The 20,986-nt window shown below is 37.6% G+C and carries 21 protein-coding genes and 1 other RNA gene; all 22 read right to left on the bottom strand.

The window, feature by feature from the left end; genetic code table 11:
• Positions 1–14: 14 nt before the first annotated feature.
• Complete coding sequence (locus AB1H92_RS04935) at positions 15–200, bottom strand: hypothetical protein (protein ID WP_208407981.1); 186 nt, start codon at positions 198–200, stop codon at positions 15–17.
• A 297-nt stretch (positions 201–497) separates the two neighbouring features.
• Positions 498–694, bottom strand: a non-coding RNA gene (gene ssrS, locus AB1H92_RS04930) — 6S RNA.
• 513 nt (positions 695–1,207) lie between these two features.
• Positions 1,208–1,693 carry a hypothetical protein gene (locus tag AB1H92_RS04925; protein ID WP_115361895.1) on the bottom strand — a complete coding sequence of 162 codons (486 nt, stop codon included), beginning with the start codon at positions 1,691–1,693 and terminating at the stop codon, positions 1,208–1,210.
• A complete protein-coding gene (locus AB1H92_RS04920) occupies positions 1,681–2,967 on the bottom strand; it encodes a replicative DNA helicase (RefSeq protein ID WP_115361897.1) in 1,287 nt (428 codons plus the stop codon). The genes AB1H92_RS04925 and AB1H92_RS04920 overlap by 13 nt, the downstream gene beginning before the upstream one ends.
• A complete protein-coding gene (locus AB1H92_RS04915) occupies positions 2,968–3,756 on the bottom strand; it encodes a conserved phage C-terminal domain-containing protein (protein WP_115361899.1) in 789 nt (262 codons plus the stop codon). It abuts the gene before it with no gap.
• A gap of 629 nt (positions 3,757–4,385) precedes the next feature.
• The gene (locus AB1H92_RS04910; RefSeq protein ID WP_134268481.1) at positions 4,386–4,724 is read right to left on the bottom strand and encodes a hypothetical protein; all 339 of its coding nucleotides are present in this window, start codon (positions 4,722–4,724) and stop codon (positions 4,386–4,388) included.
• 368 nt (positions 4,725–5,092) lie between these two features.
• On the bottom strand, positions 5,093–7,942 hold the full coding sequence (locus AB1H92_RS04905; protein ID WP_115361903.1) for a DUF2254 family protein: 2,850 nt from the start codon (positions 7,940–7,942) through the stop codon (positions 5,093–5,095).
• 56 nt (positions 7,943–7,998) lie between these two features.
• Positions 7,999–8,418: a hypothetical protein gene (locus tag AB1H92_RS04900; protein WP_115361905.1), complete on the bottom strand. Its 420-nt coding sequence runs from the start codon at positions 8,416–8,418 to the stop codon at positions 7,999–8,001.
• 181 nt (positions 8,419–8,599) lie between these two features.
• Positions 8,600–9,166 (bottom strand): M15 family metallopeptidase, encoded by a 567-nt coding sequence (locus AB1H92_RS04895; RefSeq protein WP_115361907.1) that lies wholly within the window; start codon positions 9,164–9,166, stop codon positions 8,600–8,602.
• A 184-nt stretch (positions 9,167–9,350) separates the two neighbouring features.
• Complete coding sequence (locus AB1H92_RS04890) at positions 9,351–9,935, bottom strand: hypothetical protein (RefSeq protein WP_115361909.1); 585 nt, start codon at positions 9,933–9,935, stop codon at positions 9,351–9,353.
• 149 nt (positions 9,936–10,084) lie between these two features.
• The gene (locus AB1H92_RS04885; RefSeq protein ID WP_115361911.1) at positions 10,085–10,615 is read right to left on the bottom strand and encodes a hypothetical protein; all 531 of its coding nucleotides are present in this window, start codon (positions 10,613–10,615) and stop codon (positions 10,085–10,087) included.
• Positions 10,616–10,899: 284 nt separating this feature from the next.
• Positions 10,900–11,226, bottom strand: a complete 327-nt coding sequence (locus tag AB1H92_RS04880) for a hypothetical protein (protein WP_134268480.1) — start codon at positions 11,224–11,226, stop codon at positions 10,900–10,902.
• A 23-nt stretch (positions 11,227–11,249) separates the two neighbouring features.
• Positions 11,250–11,801 carry a GNAT family N-acetyltransferase gene (locus AB1H92_RS04875; protein WP_115361915.1) on the bottom strand — a complete coding sequence of 184 codons (552 nt, stop codon included), beginning with the start codon at positions 11,799–11,801 and terminating at the stop codon, positions 11,250–11,252.
• 551 nt (positions 11,802–12,352) lie between these two features.
• Positions 12,353–13,657, bottom strand: a complete 1,305-nt coding sequence (locus AB1H92_RS04870; RefSeq protein WP_115361917.1) for an MFS transporter — start codon at positions 13,655–13,657, stop codon at positions 12,353–12,355.
• An 86-nt stretch (positions 13,658–13,743) separates the two neighbouring features.
• Positions 13,744–14,985, bottom strand: a complete 1,242-nt coding sequence (locus AB1H92_RS04865) for an HAD-IIA family hydrolase (protein ID WP_115361920.1) — start codon at positions 14,983–14,985, stop codon at positions 13,744–13,746.
• Between the two features lie 200 nt (positions 14,986–15,185).
• Positions 15,186–15,632, bottom strand: a complete 447-nt coding sequence (locus AB1H92_RS04860; RefSeq protein ID WP_115361921.1) for a hypothetical protein — start codon at positions 15,630–15,632, stop codon at positions 15,186–15,188.
• A gap of 3 nt (positions 15,633–15,635) precedes the next feature.
• Entirely contained in the window at positions 15,636–15,833 is a 198-nt protein-coding gene (locus tag AB1H92_RS04855; RefSeq protein WP_115361923.1) for a helix-turn-helix transcriptional regulator, read from the bottom strand.
• Between the two features lie 232 nt (positions 15,834–16,065).
• Entirely contained in the window at positions 16,066–17,502 is a 1,437-nt protein-coding gene (locus AB1H92_RS04850) for a DEAD/DEAH box helicase (protein ID WP_115361926.1), read from the bottom strand.
• A gap of 237 nt (positions 17,503–17,739) precedes the next feature.
• Positions 17,740–18,528, bottom strand: a complete 789-nt coding sequence (ehuA, locus tag AB1H92_RS04845) for an ectoine/hydroxyectoine ABC transporter ATP-binding protein EhuA (protein WP_115361928.1) — start codon at positions 18,526–18,528, stop codon at positions 17,740–17,742.
• Between the two features lie 15 nt (positions 18,529–18,543).
• Positions 18,544–19,233: an ectoine/hydroxyectoine ABC transporter permease subunit EhuD gene (gene ehuD / locus AB1H92_RS04840; protein WP_115361930.1), complete on the bottom strand. Its 690-nt coding sequence runs from the start codon at positions 19,231–19,233 to the stop codon at positions 18,544–18,546.
• Positions 19,230–19,892, bottom strand: a complete 663-nt coding sequence (locus tag AB1H92_RS04835) for an amino acid ABC transporter permease (RefSeq protein ID WP_115361931.1) — start codon at positions 19,890–19,892, stop codon at positions 19,230–19,232. The genes ehuD and AB1H92_RS04835 overlap by 4 nt, the downstream gene beginning before the upstream one ends.
• 73 nt (positions 19,893–19,965) lie before the next feature.
• Positions 19,966–20,847 (bottom strand): ectoine/hydroxyectoine ABC transporter substrate-binding protein EhuB, encoded by an 882-nt coding sequence (gene ehuB / locus AB1H92_RS04830; RefSeq protein ID WP_115361933.1) that lies wholly within the window; start codon positions 20,845–20,847, stop codon positions 19,966–19,968.
• Positions 20,848–20,986 lie beyond the last annotated feature (139 nt).

Raw genomic sequence — 20,986 nt, 5'->3', positions numbered from 1 at the left:
CACCAACCATTCCTTTAAATACTAATCTTCTGCACAGTCGGCACATCACTCATCGCCGGATAAATAATCGTCGCCGTCTTATTCCCAACTCCACTTATCGCATAAATCGCCAATTGATATAGCATGTCGCTTGGTAAGTTCCGCTCCCACAAGTCACAGTATTTTGCATCTAATAGTTTGACGACTTTACCGCCTTTCATTAACGCGAAATCAGGTCTTGGTGTAGGTAATCTTCGTCGTTTTGGATTAAAGTTTGGGGCGTAAGTAAACAATTGATGTAACAGTCGATTTCGTTTTTTAAAAAAGTTTTTTTAATAACAAATAAAAGTCCAGTGCATTACGGGTAATCACTGAATAAGAGGCAGGCAAAGTTGAATTTTTGGGGATCTATTTTTCTCAGAGTCTGTTCATTTAATTCGAATAAAAAAACATCCTCTAGTCGAAATTTCCGAGTAGTAGGACGCTTATACATGTTTAATTAAATTGTTAATGAGTATGTAGGAGCCGCCTTTGCCGTACGTCGTTAGAAAGTTTTAAACCACCACTCCTCAAAGTGGGTGTTCGCAGAAACTTTCCTGTCTGTCCTCGTTGTTTATAAAAAGAACGAGGCTTGCCATTCCAGTTTCGATGATAAAACTCCCTTTTACAGCTTAAAGGTTAAAACTTAATGTTGGTACGAACAATGCAGCTTGTATTAGTATTTTATAATATAGAAGCGTCACTTTCAACGGCAATACTTTCCTACAATGCCAGTTCTATTATTAGGACTATATATAGAAGGATCTCGTTTATTCTAGAGCCAGGTCTGTTTGACACTTCATTTAAATTGAAAATGTATCTATACAAGATACATTTTCAATATATTCTTTGCATTATTTCGCGATAAAACATCTAAAAAAATTATAGAAACATCCCAGCAATCATCGCACTAAATAATCAGCCAAGGTCGCAGATAAAATCGCTCCTAGTGTTGGTTGCCTAAGTCAACTTCAATCGTCCATGATGCCGATACACGGTTAATTTATGACAATTCAATGTTAAGAATAAATCGTATCACGAAAGCCAATGAAATAAGGTTGGTTTATGACAATTTAACCTTTTGAAGAAATCGATTAAAGGAAGCCAATCGTATTCGGATATGTTCGGTATTCTCCTGATAGGTTATTCAACTTTGCGATATTGTCTGACTAGCTTCTTGCATAGGCACCTATTGTAAATCATCCCGCACCACTCCCCCCCGATACAACCACCGCTCCCCCGCTCGTGCATGCCCCAAATAATACGGATACGATACCACTTGCTTGCGCTGAAAATATAAAATTTGTGAATCACCAGTTTCATTAAAATGAAAGATCTTCGTCATTAAATGAGAAGCATTCGTTAAGCGTTTCGGTACTTCTCGAAACATTTCCTGATGGAGTGAATGAGCTTCCAAGGCGTTTTCACAGTAGTAAAATGCATAGATGTCTGGATGATGGGTTTCGATAATATATAGTTTAATTTTCCCGATTTGTAGAAAATTCCGCTCCACTATATCCCCAATGACTTTTTCGTCATAGTCAATCGTATCTAATCTTTCCGAAGGGTCGTTTAGAGTTACTAACCCTTTTGAAATTGCCCAGAAAACCCGGTGTGCGAGGCCAATTAATTCCACTTCAATCGCTAAATCGAGCACTTCTTTTACTGTCGCCATTTTACGCCATCCTTTCCGCATGCCAATTCATATTTCATGCCTGTTTCTTTTACATATCGCACGGTCACCGTTCCAGTCGGTCCGTTACGGTGTTTTGCAATATTAATTTCTAATAGATTCGGTTTTTCTGTGTCTTTGTCGTAGTAGTCATCTCGGTATAAAAACCCAATGACATCGGCATCTTGTTCTATATTTCCGGAGTCGCGTAAGTCGCTCATCATCGGCCTTTTATTATCTCGTGTTTCAACACCACGGTTTAGCTGTGAAAGACAAACAACGGGACAGTCAAATTCTTTTGCCATTTGCTTCAAGTCACTGCTAATTTGTCCGACGATTTCAGTCCGGTTGCCATATGGGAGATCACCTTGGATAATTTGTAAGTAATCTATGAAAATAATAGGTTTCAATTGTGGTTCAGTATTAATGATTTTTCTTGCTGCCGCTTTCATTTGTGATACTTTCAGCCCGGCCCGTTCATCGATATGGATATTGGCTTTGTCCAATCGAGCGAGTACCGGCATCCAGGTCGACTTTTGCTCCTTGGAGAAATGTTGATAGGGATCGCGCATACGAAGCCGGTTATACCCACCTGTCGTGGCGATAAGTCTGTCGATCATTGACTTCTTACTCATTTCTAGTGAAAAGATAATGGGCTTATAACCGTTTAACCCGGCATGCAGTGCGAAATGATTTAATGTGTCTGTCTTTCCCATCGAAGGTCTTGCGGCAATGATAATGAGTTCTGCTGGTTGGAATCCGTCGAGTATTTTATCTAAGTCACATAACCCCGTTGTCACACCTGGCACATGTTCCATCGGTTCGTAAGGCCTTTCAGCCATGCGCACTAAATCCGTTTTAATACTCGTTTCGAGACCTGCACTTCCTTCTTGTTCTAGATCCTCAAAAGCTTTTTGGATTGTCCCGATTTCCCAGTCTTCTTCTCTCGCCTGTACAAGGATTTTGTTTTTCTCACGATTTTTCCACGATTCTAGCATCACTTCAACATAGCTATCAAATTTCGTTGGATTCGTAAAACTTGTGAGATCTGCCAAGTAATTCGCACCACCAAGGGCTGAAGGCTCCATTATTGTTAGGATTGTTACATAGTCAACTGGACGTCGATTCGCGATTAATTCTTGCATGCACTGAAAAATGTGTTTGTGAATTTGACTGACGAAGAAATCCACCTTGATCCCACTGTCAGTAATTAAATAGTTCTCGTTCAACATTGTGCCTAATACGCTTTTCTCAATTTGTTCACTACGCTTCGTCATTTACACTTCCCCCTTACTGAAATCTAGTTCAAATGGTTGTGCTACAGTGTGTACCGGTGGATTTCTTTTTTCAGTTGCCCCTCTGTACTCCTCCAAGTAATTCTCAAAATTTGTTGCATTGAACAATGTGGACGGGCGTAAATATTTATTCCAATGCGCATTGTGCAGCCATTCTTTTACTTTGTAGTCAATGACATTTTTGAAATCATCAAGTTCGTACCCTTCACGTAACCGGGCATTTACGTATCGCTCTGTCGCTTTCGAAGAAGCTTTAAAATGCTTACCGGTTTTTTCATTCAAATAATTAATAATCGACACGACGTCGGGATGCTTCCCGACAGTATCTTTTTTAATTCTTTTATTCTCTTTGGTTATAGGTAGGTCCAACTTGGCCTCACTAGACGAGTCACATTGACCTTTCTTAAGGGTGCATTGTGGACCATGCGTTTGGTCATTTTGGTCTGCCAAAAGTTCAATTTTCGAATAGTCAATCCGATACCATTTCGTCCTATCATTCACCATGCGATTATACGAGGATGTCGAAATGATGTACCCTTCATTTTCTAGCTTGCGGATAATTCTTTTGATCGTGGTGGTCGACCAAAATGGAAATTCTTCTACATGCCATTCATCGTAAGTTTTATAATGCCAAATATGCCCATCCCGCACTTTCTTCGAGATGAGCAATCTAAAATGTAATTGTTGTAAAAATATCGCCTCATTTAACCCAATTTTGATTGACAATGATGGTAGCACCTGTAGTGGTGATTCATTCAATAATAATTTCATAGTGATCCCCTTCCTTTTTCAAAAACTTTTCTATCAAGCGTTTCTCGCCATGCATGACGTTTTTTTGCATAGACGAATCGTGCTTGTCATCTTTTATATAGACGGTTCATTTGAAAAAGGATACATTTTGGGGAAAATAAAAAAATCCGCCTCCAAAATGAATTAAATAATTTTGGGGACGGATACAGTTTTTTTTGAATTGTGTGAGTGATTAGTACTTTTATACGATAGGTTTAGAAGCGGTCGCGATTGTGGAATAAACTTCACTTTCATCTTCAACTAAAAAAGGACGCTAGATGAAGCAGAATAAGAAATGTTTAAAGTTAATTTTTATAACATTCCCCAAAACAAATTAATATGAGCTGTAAGGAAGAAGAGAGGAATTCCTACTGCTAGCACCTTCATGATTTGTCTTGGCGTTTCATATAAAACTAAAATCGTGGCAATCCATAGTAACAACTCCAAGTTATTAATAATATCAAGATACCAAAATCCAAAGGCAAAAGTCTATCTTGAAATCAACACGAATAAGATAGATGATATGAAAATAGCAACGTTATTTTTTCCTTTTGCATACCAAGATACAAAAGCTAGAAATGGCGATATTATCGTCATCGTTACCCAAATCATCATATATGATTTAGGAAAAAACCAGCCATCTCTACAGTGTAAATATAATAACTCCCAACAATTCCTATAAAAAACAAGAATACATTTATGGCGGACCTAAATGGGGAATTACTATACATAGCTATTAACATTGCAAGGAAAATCCAAATTCCCATATTGGAAAAGAAGTTTCTTAAATCTAACACTTCAAGAAAATACGGCAATAAATTACTGGCAGTCTCATTGAGTGCCTTGGGAGTGATACCTAAAATTAACCCTGCTATAAATATTAGGGTCGTATTGGCAATTTTTCTTGAAAGAGAGCTTTTACCTGGTGTTCTAATTTTATCTAAAAACATCCTCACTTATTCCCTCCTTCCAAAACCTATCTGACCATTAAAAGGTACCCGGTTCTAAAACAATTCTAATCGTGTTGAATCTTGGCACATAGTGAAAGATACCTGTGCAAAAAACTATTCAGACTATACGCTACAATTGTATACGTCTATGAAATGAAGTTGATTGTAACAATGTTAACAGACATTCCTTTCTAATACTTATACAGAACATTGAATTGTCATAATTGCACCGTGCACAGGTACTTATCAATTAGCATTAAAAAATCCTTTTCCCAGTGGATCTTAGGTAAAGGATTTCTTATTGCTTAATTTATTCAATCAATATCTTCGTAATGCGTGATTCAGTCTCAAGTTGATTAGTTATTATCCTAAGATAAATAATCACCTATATAACTATAATAACCATCTATTCCTTCATATGGATAATAATTATAATCAGTTTCAATCCTTACTAATACTTTTTGTTGAAGATAATTTTTGTGATGATTTCCACTTTTTCCAGCCGAATAATTTCCTTTCTTTTTTCTTTTCCTTATAATTGAATTCACAGTCGATTTGTCAAGGGATATTACTGATACATTTAATTTAGCTTTTTCTATAACTCCCTGAATCCAAGTGCCGATATTAGTACTATTTATTATGATAATATAATTACCAAGCTTCTCTGGTAACCATAAAATAGGACAGCCATTATACTGACCGTGTTCATAAACAGTTCTCGTGGAATTATAATAAAAAGTAAATTTATCGTTACCTTCAAATTCTCTATGCGTCATAGTTCCCCAAGGTACTAGAATAAGCTTAGGTATGTTTCCATCAATCTTCATTTTACTTATCATTTTGTCAATCGTTCCAGCTAGAGAATTATTAAAAGCAAAACCTTTACAATTTATCTGAATAGATTCAAATATACTTTTTTCTAATAATGGATAAAATTCTCGTAATACATTATCTACTCCTATAAAGGGGTGCTTTTTAATGAAAAGCGATTTATTCATAAATAAAGTTCTTGAGAATTTTTTCTGGTAATTTTTATTTTCAGTTTGGATGTACATTCCGAATCTCTCAAATAAATCTCTAGGAAACCTATAAATTACTTCATTTAATTTGTTATTAAAATCTATTACTGCTTCCTGTGATATTTGTGATTTAATAATTAAGTTTGCTTCTTGTTTCTCATATAATTCATTGACAGTATCATGAAACCGAATAAGCTCATTTATTAATATTTCTTTTTCCTGTTTGAACATTGGCTTTAAGTAATCACTCTCGACCATATCTTTTGCAAATTTCTCAACGTCTTTTAGCCTATAGATTAAGGGTTTGAATTGTGAGTCATCATTACTTGGTTGTCGACCGTTTTCAGTTATTAGACTTAATAAAGCATAAGAACGTGTCGGTAAATTCAAAGGATCACTTGAATATGTTCTTACTCCTAATTTAATTATATCATCAGCAGTTTCTTTTTCATTAGTTTCCCATTCATCCCAGAACTCTCTCCCACCATTATTGGAAACAACTTGATTTATATCCTGAAATAAAGTCCACTTATTATAATTACCTTTGACTAAAATTTGTAATAGTTGATTAAAATCTTCAATCGAAAGCTTCTTATTCTCTAATCGAAATACCAACCAAAACAGCCAACCATATTGAATATATTTAATATCAAAGTCTACTTTTTGTCTTTCATCAATTATATATTTTAATTCAAATAATGAATCAATAACACTTACATATAATTTTATATTGTTCATTGTAGATATATGGTAGAAAATATTATTGTAATATGATAATAACTCTTTATTAAAGTCAGCTAGATCCCCAGAAAAATCTTTATCAAACCATACAAGTTCATACGTAATCCGCAGACTTCTTTCCAATATGTACTTTGCCTGTTGTTGTTGATTTTTAGCATATAGAAACCAATATTGATAAAATTTTAATCCTTGCTTAAACATAGGGAGATTTCTTTCGCGAAAACTTTCTATTAATAAATTTGATAATAGCGAACTAACCTCTGAATTTAAGTCATTAGAATTTTGATAAGCAATTGACCTAATGTGTTTATACATATGTCTGATAACCGAATCCAGAGGGCTAATTTGAAATGGTATATTCTCGATATTAATATTTGCCTTTTTCTGAAATTCGAAAAACATATTGATAGCATTGATATATATGCTTAAACCGTGCCTAATACTAGCGATTGTTTGTTCTCTTATAGCACTAGAAAGTATAGCGTCAATGGAATCTAATGAGTTATCGAGTTGATTATCGGTAATAAATAACCTTTTATTCGAAATAGTAAGGCACTTATACAATCTTGATTTAATACCGGCATCTACAGTTTCTGAAACTGAAAAGAGTTTATCTCCCTTCATCACCTTATTCTTAAAAGAAATATGTAGTTCAATAAACTCATTATGTTCAAACTGTTGTAATATTTTTTCTAGCATATCGAAATTAACATCAATTATGTATCCACTTTTTTTTGAACTAATTACCTTTAATTTATTGTCCTTATTTATTCCTATTTCCGTCTTGATTTTTTTTGAATGATTGGTTTTAAATATAAGTAATGCTGCATTAATTACTTGCTCTATTGCATAATTCCTTGTGGCATTATTTATATTCTCCTCTAATGACTTTTCGTATAACTGACTGGTCCACTGTGAATCGTAAACATTTAAAATTGTTTTATACCACCTAATGAGTAGATATATAGTTACTACAGAATTAAATATAGAGACATTTAATAATCCAGAAGAAATATCGGAATAAATAGGATTCGTTGCATAAGCAGCAGTTACTCCCCAACTAATAACCCCAAGAAGTGCCCAATATAAAGTTGGGTATAACAAACTTTTTTTAGCAAATTCATTAAGAATAATAACTCTCTGGGAAGCATTAACCCCAGTGACTTGAACTAAAAATATTATTAATGTAATCGAAATAGCTAAAATTGATGAATGAACCGTCCAACCAGTATTCACAAATGATTGCCAATAACTAGGATTAACTGTAAAGAAGTGCAAATCAAAATATAATTGAACAAATATAATAATTGCTGATATTACTAGAAAAGATAATAGTGTTGAGTATAGACCTAGCGTAGGACTACTTAAACGGGTAATAGTTTTTTCTTTGGGCTCTAATTTACTTTTTTTCGGAAGATATAAATTTAATGTTTGTTGTAACGTCTCTTTTATTTCCATTTTTTATCACCAACTTTATAATATCAAATTAAGGTACTACAGAATACAAAAGAGCACTAATCATAGTGCTCTAACTTGTATTTATAATCATTTAGTAATTCGTCCATTATACAATCATTATTTAATGAAAAGAGTTCATTTTTCGACCTTTCTCCAGCTTCCTCCCTAATTAATTTATCGACTTCATCATGTCCAATTCGCTGGTATTCCTTATCTCCAACACCAGTAATTTTTATTATTTCTAATGCAACCTTCCAACCATTCTCTACCTCAATTTCTTGTTCCAATCTTTCCAATGCTATCGGAATTATGGACCTCATTTTTTCAATTGACGAACCGAATATATCCTTTCTCCTTATCAGATCCTTGTTTAGTTTAGACTTACCAAAGGATAGGTTGAAATCCCAATTACTGCTATCCTTTACCTTCTCAGGTGAGCGGTTAAGGAAGTCTTCCTTTATATCCTCTTGTGACAAACACTGATCTTCTTCCGCTATTTCCTTTTCTTCTACATGGTGCCAATTAGCTTAAGATATCCGAGCCTCTAAGATTAAAAAAACGACCAAAAATTCATATTTTAGAATTTTAAAGTCGACTATTTTTGGTATGGCTATTAATATTCTTTAAAAACCGAACGTTTTTCAGTTCCCTTTGTTATTAGCTCTGAGGTATTTTGGGACGTTTTCCTTCTTGAAGATTGTTAATGGTTAAGCCAAAATCCATCTGAAGATGAGGATAATCTTTAAAGCCGCGCCAGTCTCCTCCCCATTGAAAGCCCAGCTCCTTTGCAATTTCTGCTACCTCAAACCAGTCTGATTGACCATTTCCGTTCCCATCATATTCAATATCCCAAATCACATTACCATTCTCAAGCTGAAGAGCAAAATCGACTGCAAGGCCAAAGTTATGATAGGATTCGCCCCCCTCCGCATGAGTAACTACTTTTCCGGGAGTTCTTCTGCCCTTATCATAAAGCTTGTCCTGCTCTTCAAACGAACGGTAATCATCTGTAATCAGGATTGTAATCTCTTTTTCTGCTGCTTTTTCTTTTAAAATCTCCACCTTCTCAGCTACAATGGGGTGCAGTTCAGTTGGTAGAGTCTCTACATTTACTTCGTATTCAACTTGGCCCGATGATCCAAGATTGCCCTTTATGAATAAGAAAGATTGAAATGCGACAAATGCAAAAAGGGATAACAGCAATAAATTCAGTAGTTTCTTCATAAGTTGTTATCCGCTCCCTCTTAACGATTTTCGACAAAATCTCTATGATTAATTTAACATGAAAAGGACAAAAAATAAACTTTTAAAAAACATTTTGAAGCTTTTTCTTAGCATCGGGTGCTTGTGCAAGGTTGAATTATGACAATACACTGTTCCGAATAAAAAACTGAACAACAAAATCTCCTTACTTTTCGACGGTCCAAAGAACTTTTAATAATAGCGCTCTTTCATAGCTAGCAAGATTTTCAGGCAATTGACCATTTTCTCCTCGTAATGTTGGGATTACATCTTTCGTTGTCCCAGCCCATCCTGCTAGGTAAAGTGGCTGTTCTTTTTCTAACGTTACTTTATTGTCAATCAGCGCACCGTACACACTCGCCGTCATCCCCGTCTCATAAGTCGAGCTTCCTAATGAACCTCCCGGCGTACCTACTTCAAGCGTAAACTGCTGTTTTTCTTCCCCATTTTTCGTCTCAAACATGCCAAAGGAAATAAGTTCGTTTTTAAAACTAGCATCCAGCATACCGTACATCTTCAGCAGTTCTTCTTTCAACTTACCATCCTCATACACTACAACGGAGAATTGTAAATCGGCATCGTCTAAGTGCCCATTGATTTCGAAATAATCAATGGAGAATACACCCGTTCGTTGAATGAGCTGTCGCTCTTTCTCGCTCAATTTGTACGGCTCAATCGTTAACTTTTTCCCACCCGGCGAACACGCTGCCAATGTAACAAGCGCTAACATTACCATCATTAGTTTTTTCAATCTATTCAACTCCTGCCCCATCTTCCTTATTATACTACGGAGTTTTCCGAAAAGTGATACGCACTCATTTCTCTGATTGCAAACACTTTTTACAATTCTTTCGAACGCAAGCCCAGCACATAGGCACCCATTCTATTTCAAAATATGTATTAATAAGCCAAACTGATTACAAAATAAATACCAAGTAACTCCAAAATTGTAAGGTCATTCGTCTTCACGACAGCCTTTAACGACAGTGGAATTTTTTTCTCCACTCTAATCGTTGCACAGACTTCATCGTTTACACTAATTTTACAAGTGCGATTAAATAGATCTTTTCTAAAAACATATTCATTATTATTTTTGTGATAGACCATATGTGGATTCGTACTAATCTTCGTTTTATCTTCTAACAAAAACTGGCTTTCCGTAGCAGTATCTTCTAAAAATATATCCCATTTTAATTTCAAGAGATTTGATTTAAAAGACTGCTCTCTAATCTTTAATTGATGACCATTATTTTCACCATCAATATTTATCGTTTCCAAAAAGGAAATTGTTATAGGCAAGTAATGAAGGAGTTTATCCCAAAAACTTTTATACGTTCTCTTGATAAAACCGACGCGCACACTATTTGTATCAATAATTTCAATTTGTTTCCCCGAATAATTCCACATAGGTAAAACCGTAAAATACTCCATGACATTCACCTTTTTCTAGGTACTTGATTCAATTAAATGGCCAGATTATTGTCAGCTTATCATTTAATAATTTGGACGCTTTTCATAGGGGTGAAGCCTTCCAATGATGGACTCAGCTTTCTCATCTTGAACGCTCTTGATTACACCTTCCGATATTTCATTATTTGTTAACCACCTAGACTGATTTCCTTCTAAAATAAAACCTAAATAATACTACTATGCGTACAATTCGATGGTACATTTAAGATGTCATCAATAAAATATCTTCTACTTCCCTTTACCTGTTACAGCCTCCAATCATCAATATATTCAGAAACCAATTTATTTACGATATCTAATGATTGCATGGAAGGTATCCAGCTTATAACTAATGATATCGGGCCGTTTTGTTGAATGGCCGTTCTAACCTTGTCTTCTAACTGTGAATGGTTGTTGTAATCCAAACTCAAACTATTGATTAAAGTAGGGTCAGCCGCTTTCTTCACTAAATGGTGGTGTCTTTGTTTACTTCTTCCTATTACAGAAACCCGATAGCCTATTTCCGTTAGCCAAAGAGAAACAGCTGACAGCATACCTGTGCCACCTATGACGAGTGCATGCTTTTGAGTCAATGTAAACACCTCGTAACTAATTTTTATTTCCTTCCTATTCCTTTTTCACACATTTTAAGTAATGAATACACATATGTATCGTGTGCTTTCCCGTTTTGATACATATAGTCTTTCAAAACGCCTTCTCTTTGAAAACCTATTTTAGTTAACAACCTATTTGATGGTTCATTTTCAATAAATACTACAGCACCTATTCGCGTTAAACCCATTTCCTCAAAACCATGAGAAATAACCTTTAATACTGCTTCTGTTATATATCCTTTTCTCCACTCATTTGGATGGATTTCATAACCGATCTCAGCTCGCTTATGCTTAGGTAACCAAGCATTGAAGCCTATTGTTCCAATGATACCTTTAGTTCCTTTTCGCTCAATTCCCCATCGTACACCTCTCTTTTCACGATAGTTTTTCGAGAAAAAGTCTACGAACTCTTCTGCTTGTTCAATATTCTCTAATGTTTCTTGTCCATAGAAACGTGTGACGTCGTTATGAGAAAAACAAGCAAATATTCCCTTTGCATCTTCCTTCTTAATTTCTCGTAATAGTAGCCTCTCAGTTTCTAAAATCGGGAACACTTTATCCCATCCTTTTTTGTTTTTAATTGCGAGTTTATAAAGTCCGCAATGATTGCGGAACTACTAGGCATGAATAGGTGATGACATTACTACTAATTACGGTCCTTTTCTCTGATTGATTTTATAACTTTCGTTATTCCGCCAAAGACGATTAGACAAACGATCATTGTGATAATAATGACTGGATTTATGTATTTTACAAGAAGCACAAGGAGAATAAACAGCAGGAATATTAATAGATAAAAAATAGACTTTTTCAACTGTACACCTCCAGTTTTCTAATGCAATCTGGGCGATTTCATAGTCACCTTAATTCCCAATACTTATCTCTAATACGAATTATTCCGGAAAATGTTTCAAAAGACTTCAAAAATAGTGCACACACAAAAAAATGCCTGCTACTTAAACAGTTAAATGTAAGTAGCGGGCACGTACTAATTATTTATTTAATTAAAACCTTTAGGAATCCAACTCAACTCAAATCAAGTCAAGTCCAAAACAATCGGCTTGAGATAAACAAGCAACGGGATAACGGAACCCGCGACACTAATTTATTTAAAATTTCGTGCCCATAGTACAGCAGGAATGAGCACGAGTGAAAGAATCCCCCCGCCTATAGACAGAATCTCAAAGCTACCAGCAGCAACTATGACTCCGGACAATGCACCACCTATCGCCCCCGACAAAGCGATGAAGACATCGACAGATCCCTGCGTTTTGGCGCGTGTGGAAAGAACGGTCGAATCAACAATGAGCGCTGTTCCACTAATCAATCCAAAGTTCCAGCCAATTCCAAGTAAGATAAGCGCGATTGCAATGAATAGTAAAGAGTCACCAGGCGCGAATGCAGCCAAAAGACCAGTGATACATAATGTGATTCCCGCAACAACGGCCATCGTCATCCTTCCGAGTTTATCGACTAATATCCCTGTCAGCGGTGATGGAAGATACATTCCTGCAATGTGAAGACCGATCACCATGCCGATTTGTTGCATCGTGAAACCATATTCGCCCATGTGAACTGGCGTCATCGTCATGATTGCCACCATAACGATCTGTGAAATCACCATAACCGTTGCCCCAAGATAGACACCGCGCTTATTGGCAGTACCTTCGTCGGCAGTAGCCTCTTCAGTAGACATGCTGTGATTGTCTGTAGCACGTGCAGCAGCAACTGCTTTCGATACTACTAATGGGTCAGGGCGTAAAAAAATAAGCGGAACTAAACCAGCTAAGATATAAGCAACAGCAGCAAGAATAAATGGACCTGCTAGAGATGGAATACCAATCGATACAGCAAAATCTCCCATCACATCTACCAAGTTCGGACCAGCAACAGCCCCAAATGTAGTTGCCACCATGGCCAAACTGACGGCAGTGCCTCGCTGTTTCGCCGTGGCCAAATCTGTTCCAGCATAGCGCGCCTGCAGGTTTGTAGCCGTACCTGAGCCATAAATCAATAACGAAACAAACAATAGCAGTATGCTTTGGGTCATCGTTGCAAGAATGACACCGATTGCACCAATACCTCCTGTAATGAATCCGACAGCTAATCCCAATCGTCGGCTGTACCGTTGCGATAATCGGCCAATTACCATGGCTGCGCCGGCAGAACCGAGTGTGAACAATGCAATGGGCAGTCCGGCAAAACTATCCGTTCCCAATATATCAATAGCGATTAATGCGCCTACTGTAATACCGGCTGCCAGTCCTGCACCTCCCAAAACTTGTGCAAAAATGACAGTCCACAAAGTCCGGCGGTAAAGTTGTTGTTGTTTTTGTGGGGAATTTATATATTTTTTCACCGAGGCAGAATTAGTTTGCACGGCGTTTACGTCACTTTCAAACTTTGACAAATAAATGAATCCACCTTCCTGTTAAATAGTAAAAGGTACCTGTACGAAAAATTTATTTAGCTTCCAAAAGTCAGTGTTCACGTTTTTTAACGGATATAAGAAATTTGTTCTTTATCTAATGCATCTTTAAGCCATCTTGGATGCATACGTGAGAGATTTTCCGGTAAATGATTCAGATCAAAATAATTCACATCTACTATTTCTTCATTTTCCTTAATTAGAGTTCCTCCCACAACTTCACATTCGAAATAAGTTGTAATAAAGTGACTTACTTTCCCGTTTGGATACGAAAACACTTGGGAAACAGGATCAGAATAAACTCCGATTAACTGATTAACTATAACTTTTAAACCCGTTTTTTCACTAATTTCTCTGATGATTGCCTCTTCTACAGTTTCTCCCGGTTCTACACGGCCCGAAGGAATACCCCATAAGCCGTCTTCTGCACGCTTCATTAGGAGAACGCGCTGAGTCTTATCAAATATAATGCCTGCTACTCCCGCTTTAATATGATCAGGCCAAGAAAAGGCAGGAGAAATCCATTTTTTAATTTTAATAGTATTATCAAATAAACCTTTTAAATTCGGTATTGTAGCATCTGGATTACGAAAATCCCTAGCAGATGGAAATTTATTTGTCTTTTGATCTGATATTAAAATGGATGGTATTCCTGCTTGATGTGCCCCTAAAACATCTGTGTACGGATTGTCGCCCACCATTACGATTCTAGAGGACGGGGCGAAAGATTCAATGGCTTTATTAAACATATAAGGGTATGGTTTTCCTACAATAACAGGTCTCTTCCCTGTTGCTACTCGAACCGCCTCTACCATAGTTCCACTAGCAGGTAAGGGACCTTCTGGAGCCGGATATGTTCGATCATCATTTGTCGCAACAAATTTTGCGCCTTTATAAATTAATCTTGTTGCATGTTCGATGTCTCGAAAAGAAACATCACTGTCATACCCGACAACAACAGCTTCAACATCGTTTTGATCGTCAATGTTAATACCTACCTGTTGACATTCCCATTTTAAATTTTCATCACCTAAAACAAATGCGGTTCTAATCTTTTCATTCTGTAAATATTGAGCAGTGGCCCAACTTGATGTAATTACTTCTTCGCTGCTTGCTTCTATTCCAAGACTATTTAACCTTTTTGCCGTTTTTTCACGTGTTGTAATTGGATTATTTGTTAAAAACCGAATATCTTTCTTATCTTGCCGCAGACGTTTGAGCGATTCTACTGCACCTGGAAGTGGTTCAGGTCCTATATAAATCACTCCATCTAAATCAAACAAAAATACATCAAATTCATCAACTAGCATAATATTCTCTCCTTTAAATAGCGACAGCACCAAGCCCCTGGAAAACTATTTAGAATATCTAGGTTTTTTATCGTGTTTATTTTCTTCAATAGGTTCTCTAACAAAGGCGATTACTAAATGACCAATTGTTCTACCTATCAACAAAACAATCCATAAGTTCCAGTCAAACTCTCCCCTCATGCATCGCGCATAAGTACTCATTACGATTCTTCATTCGCAAAAACTCTCCTGTTTTTCATACTGCGCATAAGCAAAGCAACTGTCGTACTTCCGGCATATATTGTGAGCAATAGACTTCCGACTTGATTTGTCAGTTGTCCATCCTCGACGAGTTCTAAGATTCCACTCATTATACTCGAAATAACTGCTGCGCCACTGAGAATGGTAGCCATTCCCATCATCACAATAAAAACAATTGGATGATCTTTCTGTCGTAAGTAAGCATTCTTTGCAATGGACATGATCGTAAAATACATACCAGGTATAAGAACCGTTATCATCATTTCAAGCAAAGGATCAGCCCAATTCCCATAAATAAATTTTACATAGCCATTAATCATAATGACTACAAACGTAATAAATAGCGTCTGAAAAGCAATGCGATGTCTGTTGGCAAGCTGAAATTCATCGTAATCTTTATTTTTCATTCTTCATTCCTCCCAAAACAAATCATTCAATGTAACGCCTAACGTCTTACAAATCGCAATGCAAAGATTCAATGAAGGGTTATAGTCACCGTTCTCAATCGCATTCATTGTTTGACGCGTTACACCCACCGCATCAGCCAACTTCGCCTGCGACAAATCTTTCGCCGCGCGCGCAGATTTTAAGCGTAAATTCTTTGACATCACATCTCCTCCAATACTTTCAATGTATGATATACATTAACAAGTGTCAATTATACATGACAAATAGGTGTGTATTTTTGACAGTAGATCAAAATAAAAGAACAGCTTTTAATTACAGCTGTTCTTCAATTTCCAGTTGGATAATTATTTACTGTAGTCAGTTTAAAAGGTCTGCATTAATCTCGGTTCTACTATGCATGACTAAGTGGTGACACTGATGAGTATTTCCCAATCATTTCCTAGCCTTATGCACCTTCAACTGTTTCCCTTTTACCGTTTTCTCCTGCATTGCATCCAAAACAAGTTGCCCTTTGCCATTTAGTATATCAATATACGTCTCGGTATCTTGGATTTTGATAATACCGATGTCTTCACCGGAAATCCCAGGGATACTTGTAATTGTACCGACAAAGTCGAATGCGCGGAGTTTTTTCCTTTTGCCGCCGTTAAAATACAACTTTAAAATATCCTTGTTCACCCGTTCACTTTTGCTCTTTTTCAATTGCGGACGTTTTTCCAACTTTTCGGTGAATGCGTCCATCGCTGCTTTAACCGCTTGCGGTGTCGGTGCTTCCCGGCGCTCGATTTCAAAACCGATGTATGCTTCGATTTCCGCTAGCACGTGATCTTCGCGGGGTGTGACGAATGAAATAGCCGTCCCGTTTCTGCCTGCGCGTCCAGTTCTGCCGACACGGTGCACGTAACTTTCATTTTCAAGCGGAATATCGTAATTAATCACATGGGTTATATGATCGATGTCGATGCCCCGTGCCGCTACGTCCGTAGCAACGAGATAGCGGAACCCACCGCTTTTGAAGTCATCCATCACAGCAAACCGATCTTCCTGGGTCATCCCGCCGTGTAGTTGGTCGCATGGATAATGGTGCTTTTCCAGTTGTTCGGTCACTTCATCAACCCGATCTTTCGTCCGGCAGAAAATGATACAGCTGTCGGGGTTTTCAACGACGGTTACATCGCGTAATAAATCGGGCTTTTGTTGCTCTTTCACAACGATTACAGAATGGTCAATCTGGTCCGTTAACGTGACAGTTGACGCAATCTCGATACTCTCTGGTGCTTTCATATATTGACGGCACAATCTGTCGATATCTTCTGGAAGCGTCGCAGAAAACAGCATCGTTGTTCTCTCTTTTGGAAGTGCCTTCATAATTGCTTCAACTTGATCAATGAACCCCATATTGAGCATTTCATCTGCTTCATCCAGAACGAAAAAGTCGATTTCAGAAAGCACGAGCGTTCCGCGTTCGATATGATCCAATACACGCCCTGGGGTCCCAACTACGATGTGGCATTTTTGCCGTAGCTCTTCTTGTTGATAGCGAAATGGATGTTTTCCGTATACGGCCGCCGCCTTAATCCGCTTGAAACGACCGATATTCGTCACGTCTTCCTTCACCTGATCCGCAAGTTCCCGCGTCGGTGTCAAAATCAGCGCTTGCGGTTTGTTCTCTTCCCACGCCACCTTTTCACAAATTGGAATGGCAAAAGCCGCCGTCTTCCCGCTTCCTGTTTGCGATTTAACAATCAAATCAGTCCGCTCGAGCGCGGTTGGAATCACCTTCGCTTGAACTTCTGTCGGTTCCGTATAGCCAAGCTGATCCAGCGCTCTCCTAATTTCTTTACTTAAACGATAATCTCGAAATGTCATGTATTTTAACCTCTCATTCTTTGTCCATTATCGCATGAAATTGATGGAAATAACCACCTTATCGTAAAAGGAATTCGTTATTATGTATATTCTACGCTGTTGTCGCATGGTGATACCTCTTTTCTTTTCCTCTCACTACGATCATGAATATTAGGACTTATATGGAAGAAACTTATTTCCCCAAAAACAAAACAGCCTTAATTTAATAAAAAACATCAAATCAAGGCTGTCATTTTTTTAAGATTGATTCCCATTACTGGACGTAAAGCGACTGAGGAAATCCTGTAAACGTTCACTCTCTGGATTTTCAATAATTTCCGATGGCGGACCATCTGCTTCAATGACTCCATCGTTTAAAAAGAGGACACGGTCTGCGATATCGAGCGCAAAGTCCATTTCATGTGTCACGAGGACCATCGCCATTTCCCCTTCTTTCGCAATGTCCCGGATCACTTCCAACACTTCACCGACTAATTCGGGGTCCAATGCAGATGTCACTTCGTCAAACAGCATAATTTTCGGCTTCATAACTAAAGCTCTTGCCATCGCCACGCGTTGTTTTTGACCGCCTGATAATTGGTTCGGATAAAGGTCTACTTTATCCCCAAGCCCCACTTTTTCCAACATCTCAAGTGAACGCTTTTTTGCTGTTTCTTTCCTTTCTTTCTTCACATGAATCGGCGCAGTCATACAATTTTCCAAGATTGTCATATGAGGAAATAAATTAAAGTGCTGAAATACCATCCCGATATCCCCACGAACTTCCCTCAAGTATTTCTCATTTGCTGGAACAAGCCCGTTTTTACTTTCCATATGCCATAAGTTTTTGCCATTGACTTCAATTGTGCCTGAAGTTGGGTCTTCCAACGTCATTAATAAACGAATGATGGTTGTTTTACCTGATCCACTTGGCCCAATGAGCGCAACTTTCTCTGAAGGCCCAATGTCTAGGTCGATTCCTTTTAATACTTCGACTTCGCCAAAAGATTTGTGTACATCGCGATACTTTGCAATTGGTGCTCCCATATAAACTCAAACTCCTTATGATTCGGTCACATATTTTTTATCAAAACGTCGATTAAATTTAATTTCCAATTTCTTAATAAGTAAAGCCGATGGATAACTTAATAATAAGAAGAACAGCGCCACGACTGTTAATGGCTCTACATATTTGTAATACTGCGCGCCATAATCATTTGCTAAATGCAGCATGGCAACAACGCCAATAGTCGAAGCTAACGGAACTTCTTTGAACATGATTATTAAATAGTTTCCGAGCATTGGAATTGTCGGTGGAATGGCTTGCGGTAAAATCACCTTTAACCATTTTTGACTTGTTGATAAATTAAGTGCTGTCGCCGCTTCCCATTGTCCTTTTTCAACGGATTCAATTCCGGACCGGTACACTTCAGATAAATACGTACTAAAATGAATACCAAGCCCTAAAATTGCGGCTGCGAAAGGATTCAGTGAAACGCCGACAACGGGCACCATTGGCCATGCATAGTAAATAAAAAATAATTGTACAAGTGGAGGTGTTGACCTGATGAATTCTGCAATCCATCTGACAGTCCATCTAAACACTTTTGAAGGAACTTGGTCCATAAGCAACCAGAAGAATCCGAAGATGACAGCAAAGAGGTAACAAGCGATTGTCAAACCAAGTGTTATCCACATGCCCTTAAATATAATAGGAATCACATCAAAAAATACTTCCCAACTCCAAATCACCCTTGAGCAACTCCTTTCTTAGACACAACTTCCATCTTGCGTGTAAATGCGATTAACGGGAGTGCCAAGATGAAATAGAATACGAGAACAACCAAATAGACAGCAGGCGCCTCAGACAAATGCGTGCTCCGGTAAATATTACCGTAATATAAAATGTCCGTTAAGCCTATCAGTGACACTAATGAGGTTGCTTTTAAAATTTGAATTAAGTAGTTTCCGTATTCCGGAAGCATCATACGGACAGCTTGCGGTAAAATAACGATACGCATCCGTTGGAATTTTGACATATTCAGTGCAATCGATGCTTCTGTTTGCCCTGGTGCTACTGCGGCGATTGATCCCCGCACGATTTCGGACATATAGGCACCATAGTTTAAAGAGATTGCAAGAATTCCTGCCCAAATGTCACTGCCCAAATGGATATTAAACAAACCAGGCAACGCATAAGAAAACCAAAATAACTGAACGATTAAGGAGGTGCCGCGGAATACTTCTACGTAAAACCCAGTAAATTTATTGATGAGCAAATTGCTAGACGACCTGGAAAGACCAGCAATCAGCGCAATCAATGTTGAAAATAGAATTGAAAAAACTAACACAATCAGTGTAACTTTTATCCCCTTCAGTAAAACGAGTGAAATTTCATTTATCGTGCTCATAAACACATCCCCATTTTCCCTTATCAATGCAAGAAAGGGTCAGACCTAAACTGGCATGACCCTTTAAAAGCAATTAGTATTTTTCACCACTACAAATACTTGCAGTTGTTAGGTCATTGTCCACTACATTCATTTCTGCACTAAAACCAGAAGGCTCAATTAGTTCTGCAATTTTACCTGCTTCCTTCAATTTAGCTAATTCTTCGTTATACGCTTTTCTCAGGTCTTCATTATCTGTACGGAATGCAGCAGCACCGTAACTTGGAACCCCCTCGATTTCCGGTTGTTCGAAGCCTTCGACAAATTCAAGTTTGTCAGCGTTTGCCGATTCTAAAGCCATTTTAATGGTCATCTCAGTACCAGTTGTCGCATGGGCTCTCCCCGATTCAACAGCGGAGAACGATGCTGGTATATCTGGAACTCTAACAATTTGACGATCTTCCACTCCTTCACGAAGTAAAAAATCTATTTCTGTTGCACCACTCATGACTGCAACTTTAATATCTGGATTAGCAGCAATATCTTTATAACTAAAAAGATTTTCCGGATTGCCAGCGCTTACAATTAACCCTTCCCCGTACTGAATTTCAGGTTCTCCAAAAGCCACATTTTCGCAACGATCTGGTGTAATCGCCATTCCAGCAGTAACTAGATCGAATTTTCCGGCATTTAAACCGGGAATAAGGTTCCCAAATTCAGATAGTTGACCTTCCACTTCTTCAATCCCTAAATTTCCTAATACTTCCTTTGCAATTTCAACAGCTGCACCTTTTAATTCCCCATCTTCTTCATATGCATACGGTTTTTCATTTGCAAAACCGACTGTGACTTTTCCTTTTTCTTGAAGCTCTTCTAAGACATTCTTTTCCCCTGACGCATTTCCATCACCATTGCCACACGCTGCTACGAATAACAGTAGCGTGAACATCATAATTCCCAAAGAAATCTTCTTCATGTTTCTCCCCCTGTTTGTATTCGACACAAGCAATTTGTGTATGTTTAAAAACTTAACATAGCTATTTTTAAACTTCAAATCGTTTTCGTTTAAAAACAGACGTTTCTGAAAAAGTCAAGCTTCTTTAAACCTACGTAGC

Source organism: Sporosarcina pasteurii, assembly GCF_041295575.1.
Taxonomy (GTDB): Bacteria; Bacillota; Bacilli; order Bacillales_A; family Planococcaceae; genus Sporosarcina; species Sporosarcina pasteurii.
Note: the sequence above shows the minus strand (reverse complement) of the source record. Positions and strands in the feature narration are given on the sequence as shown.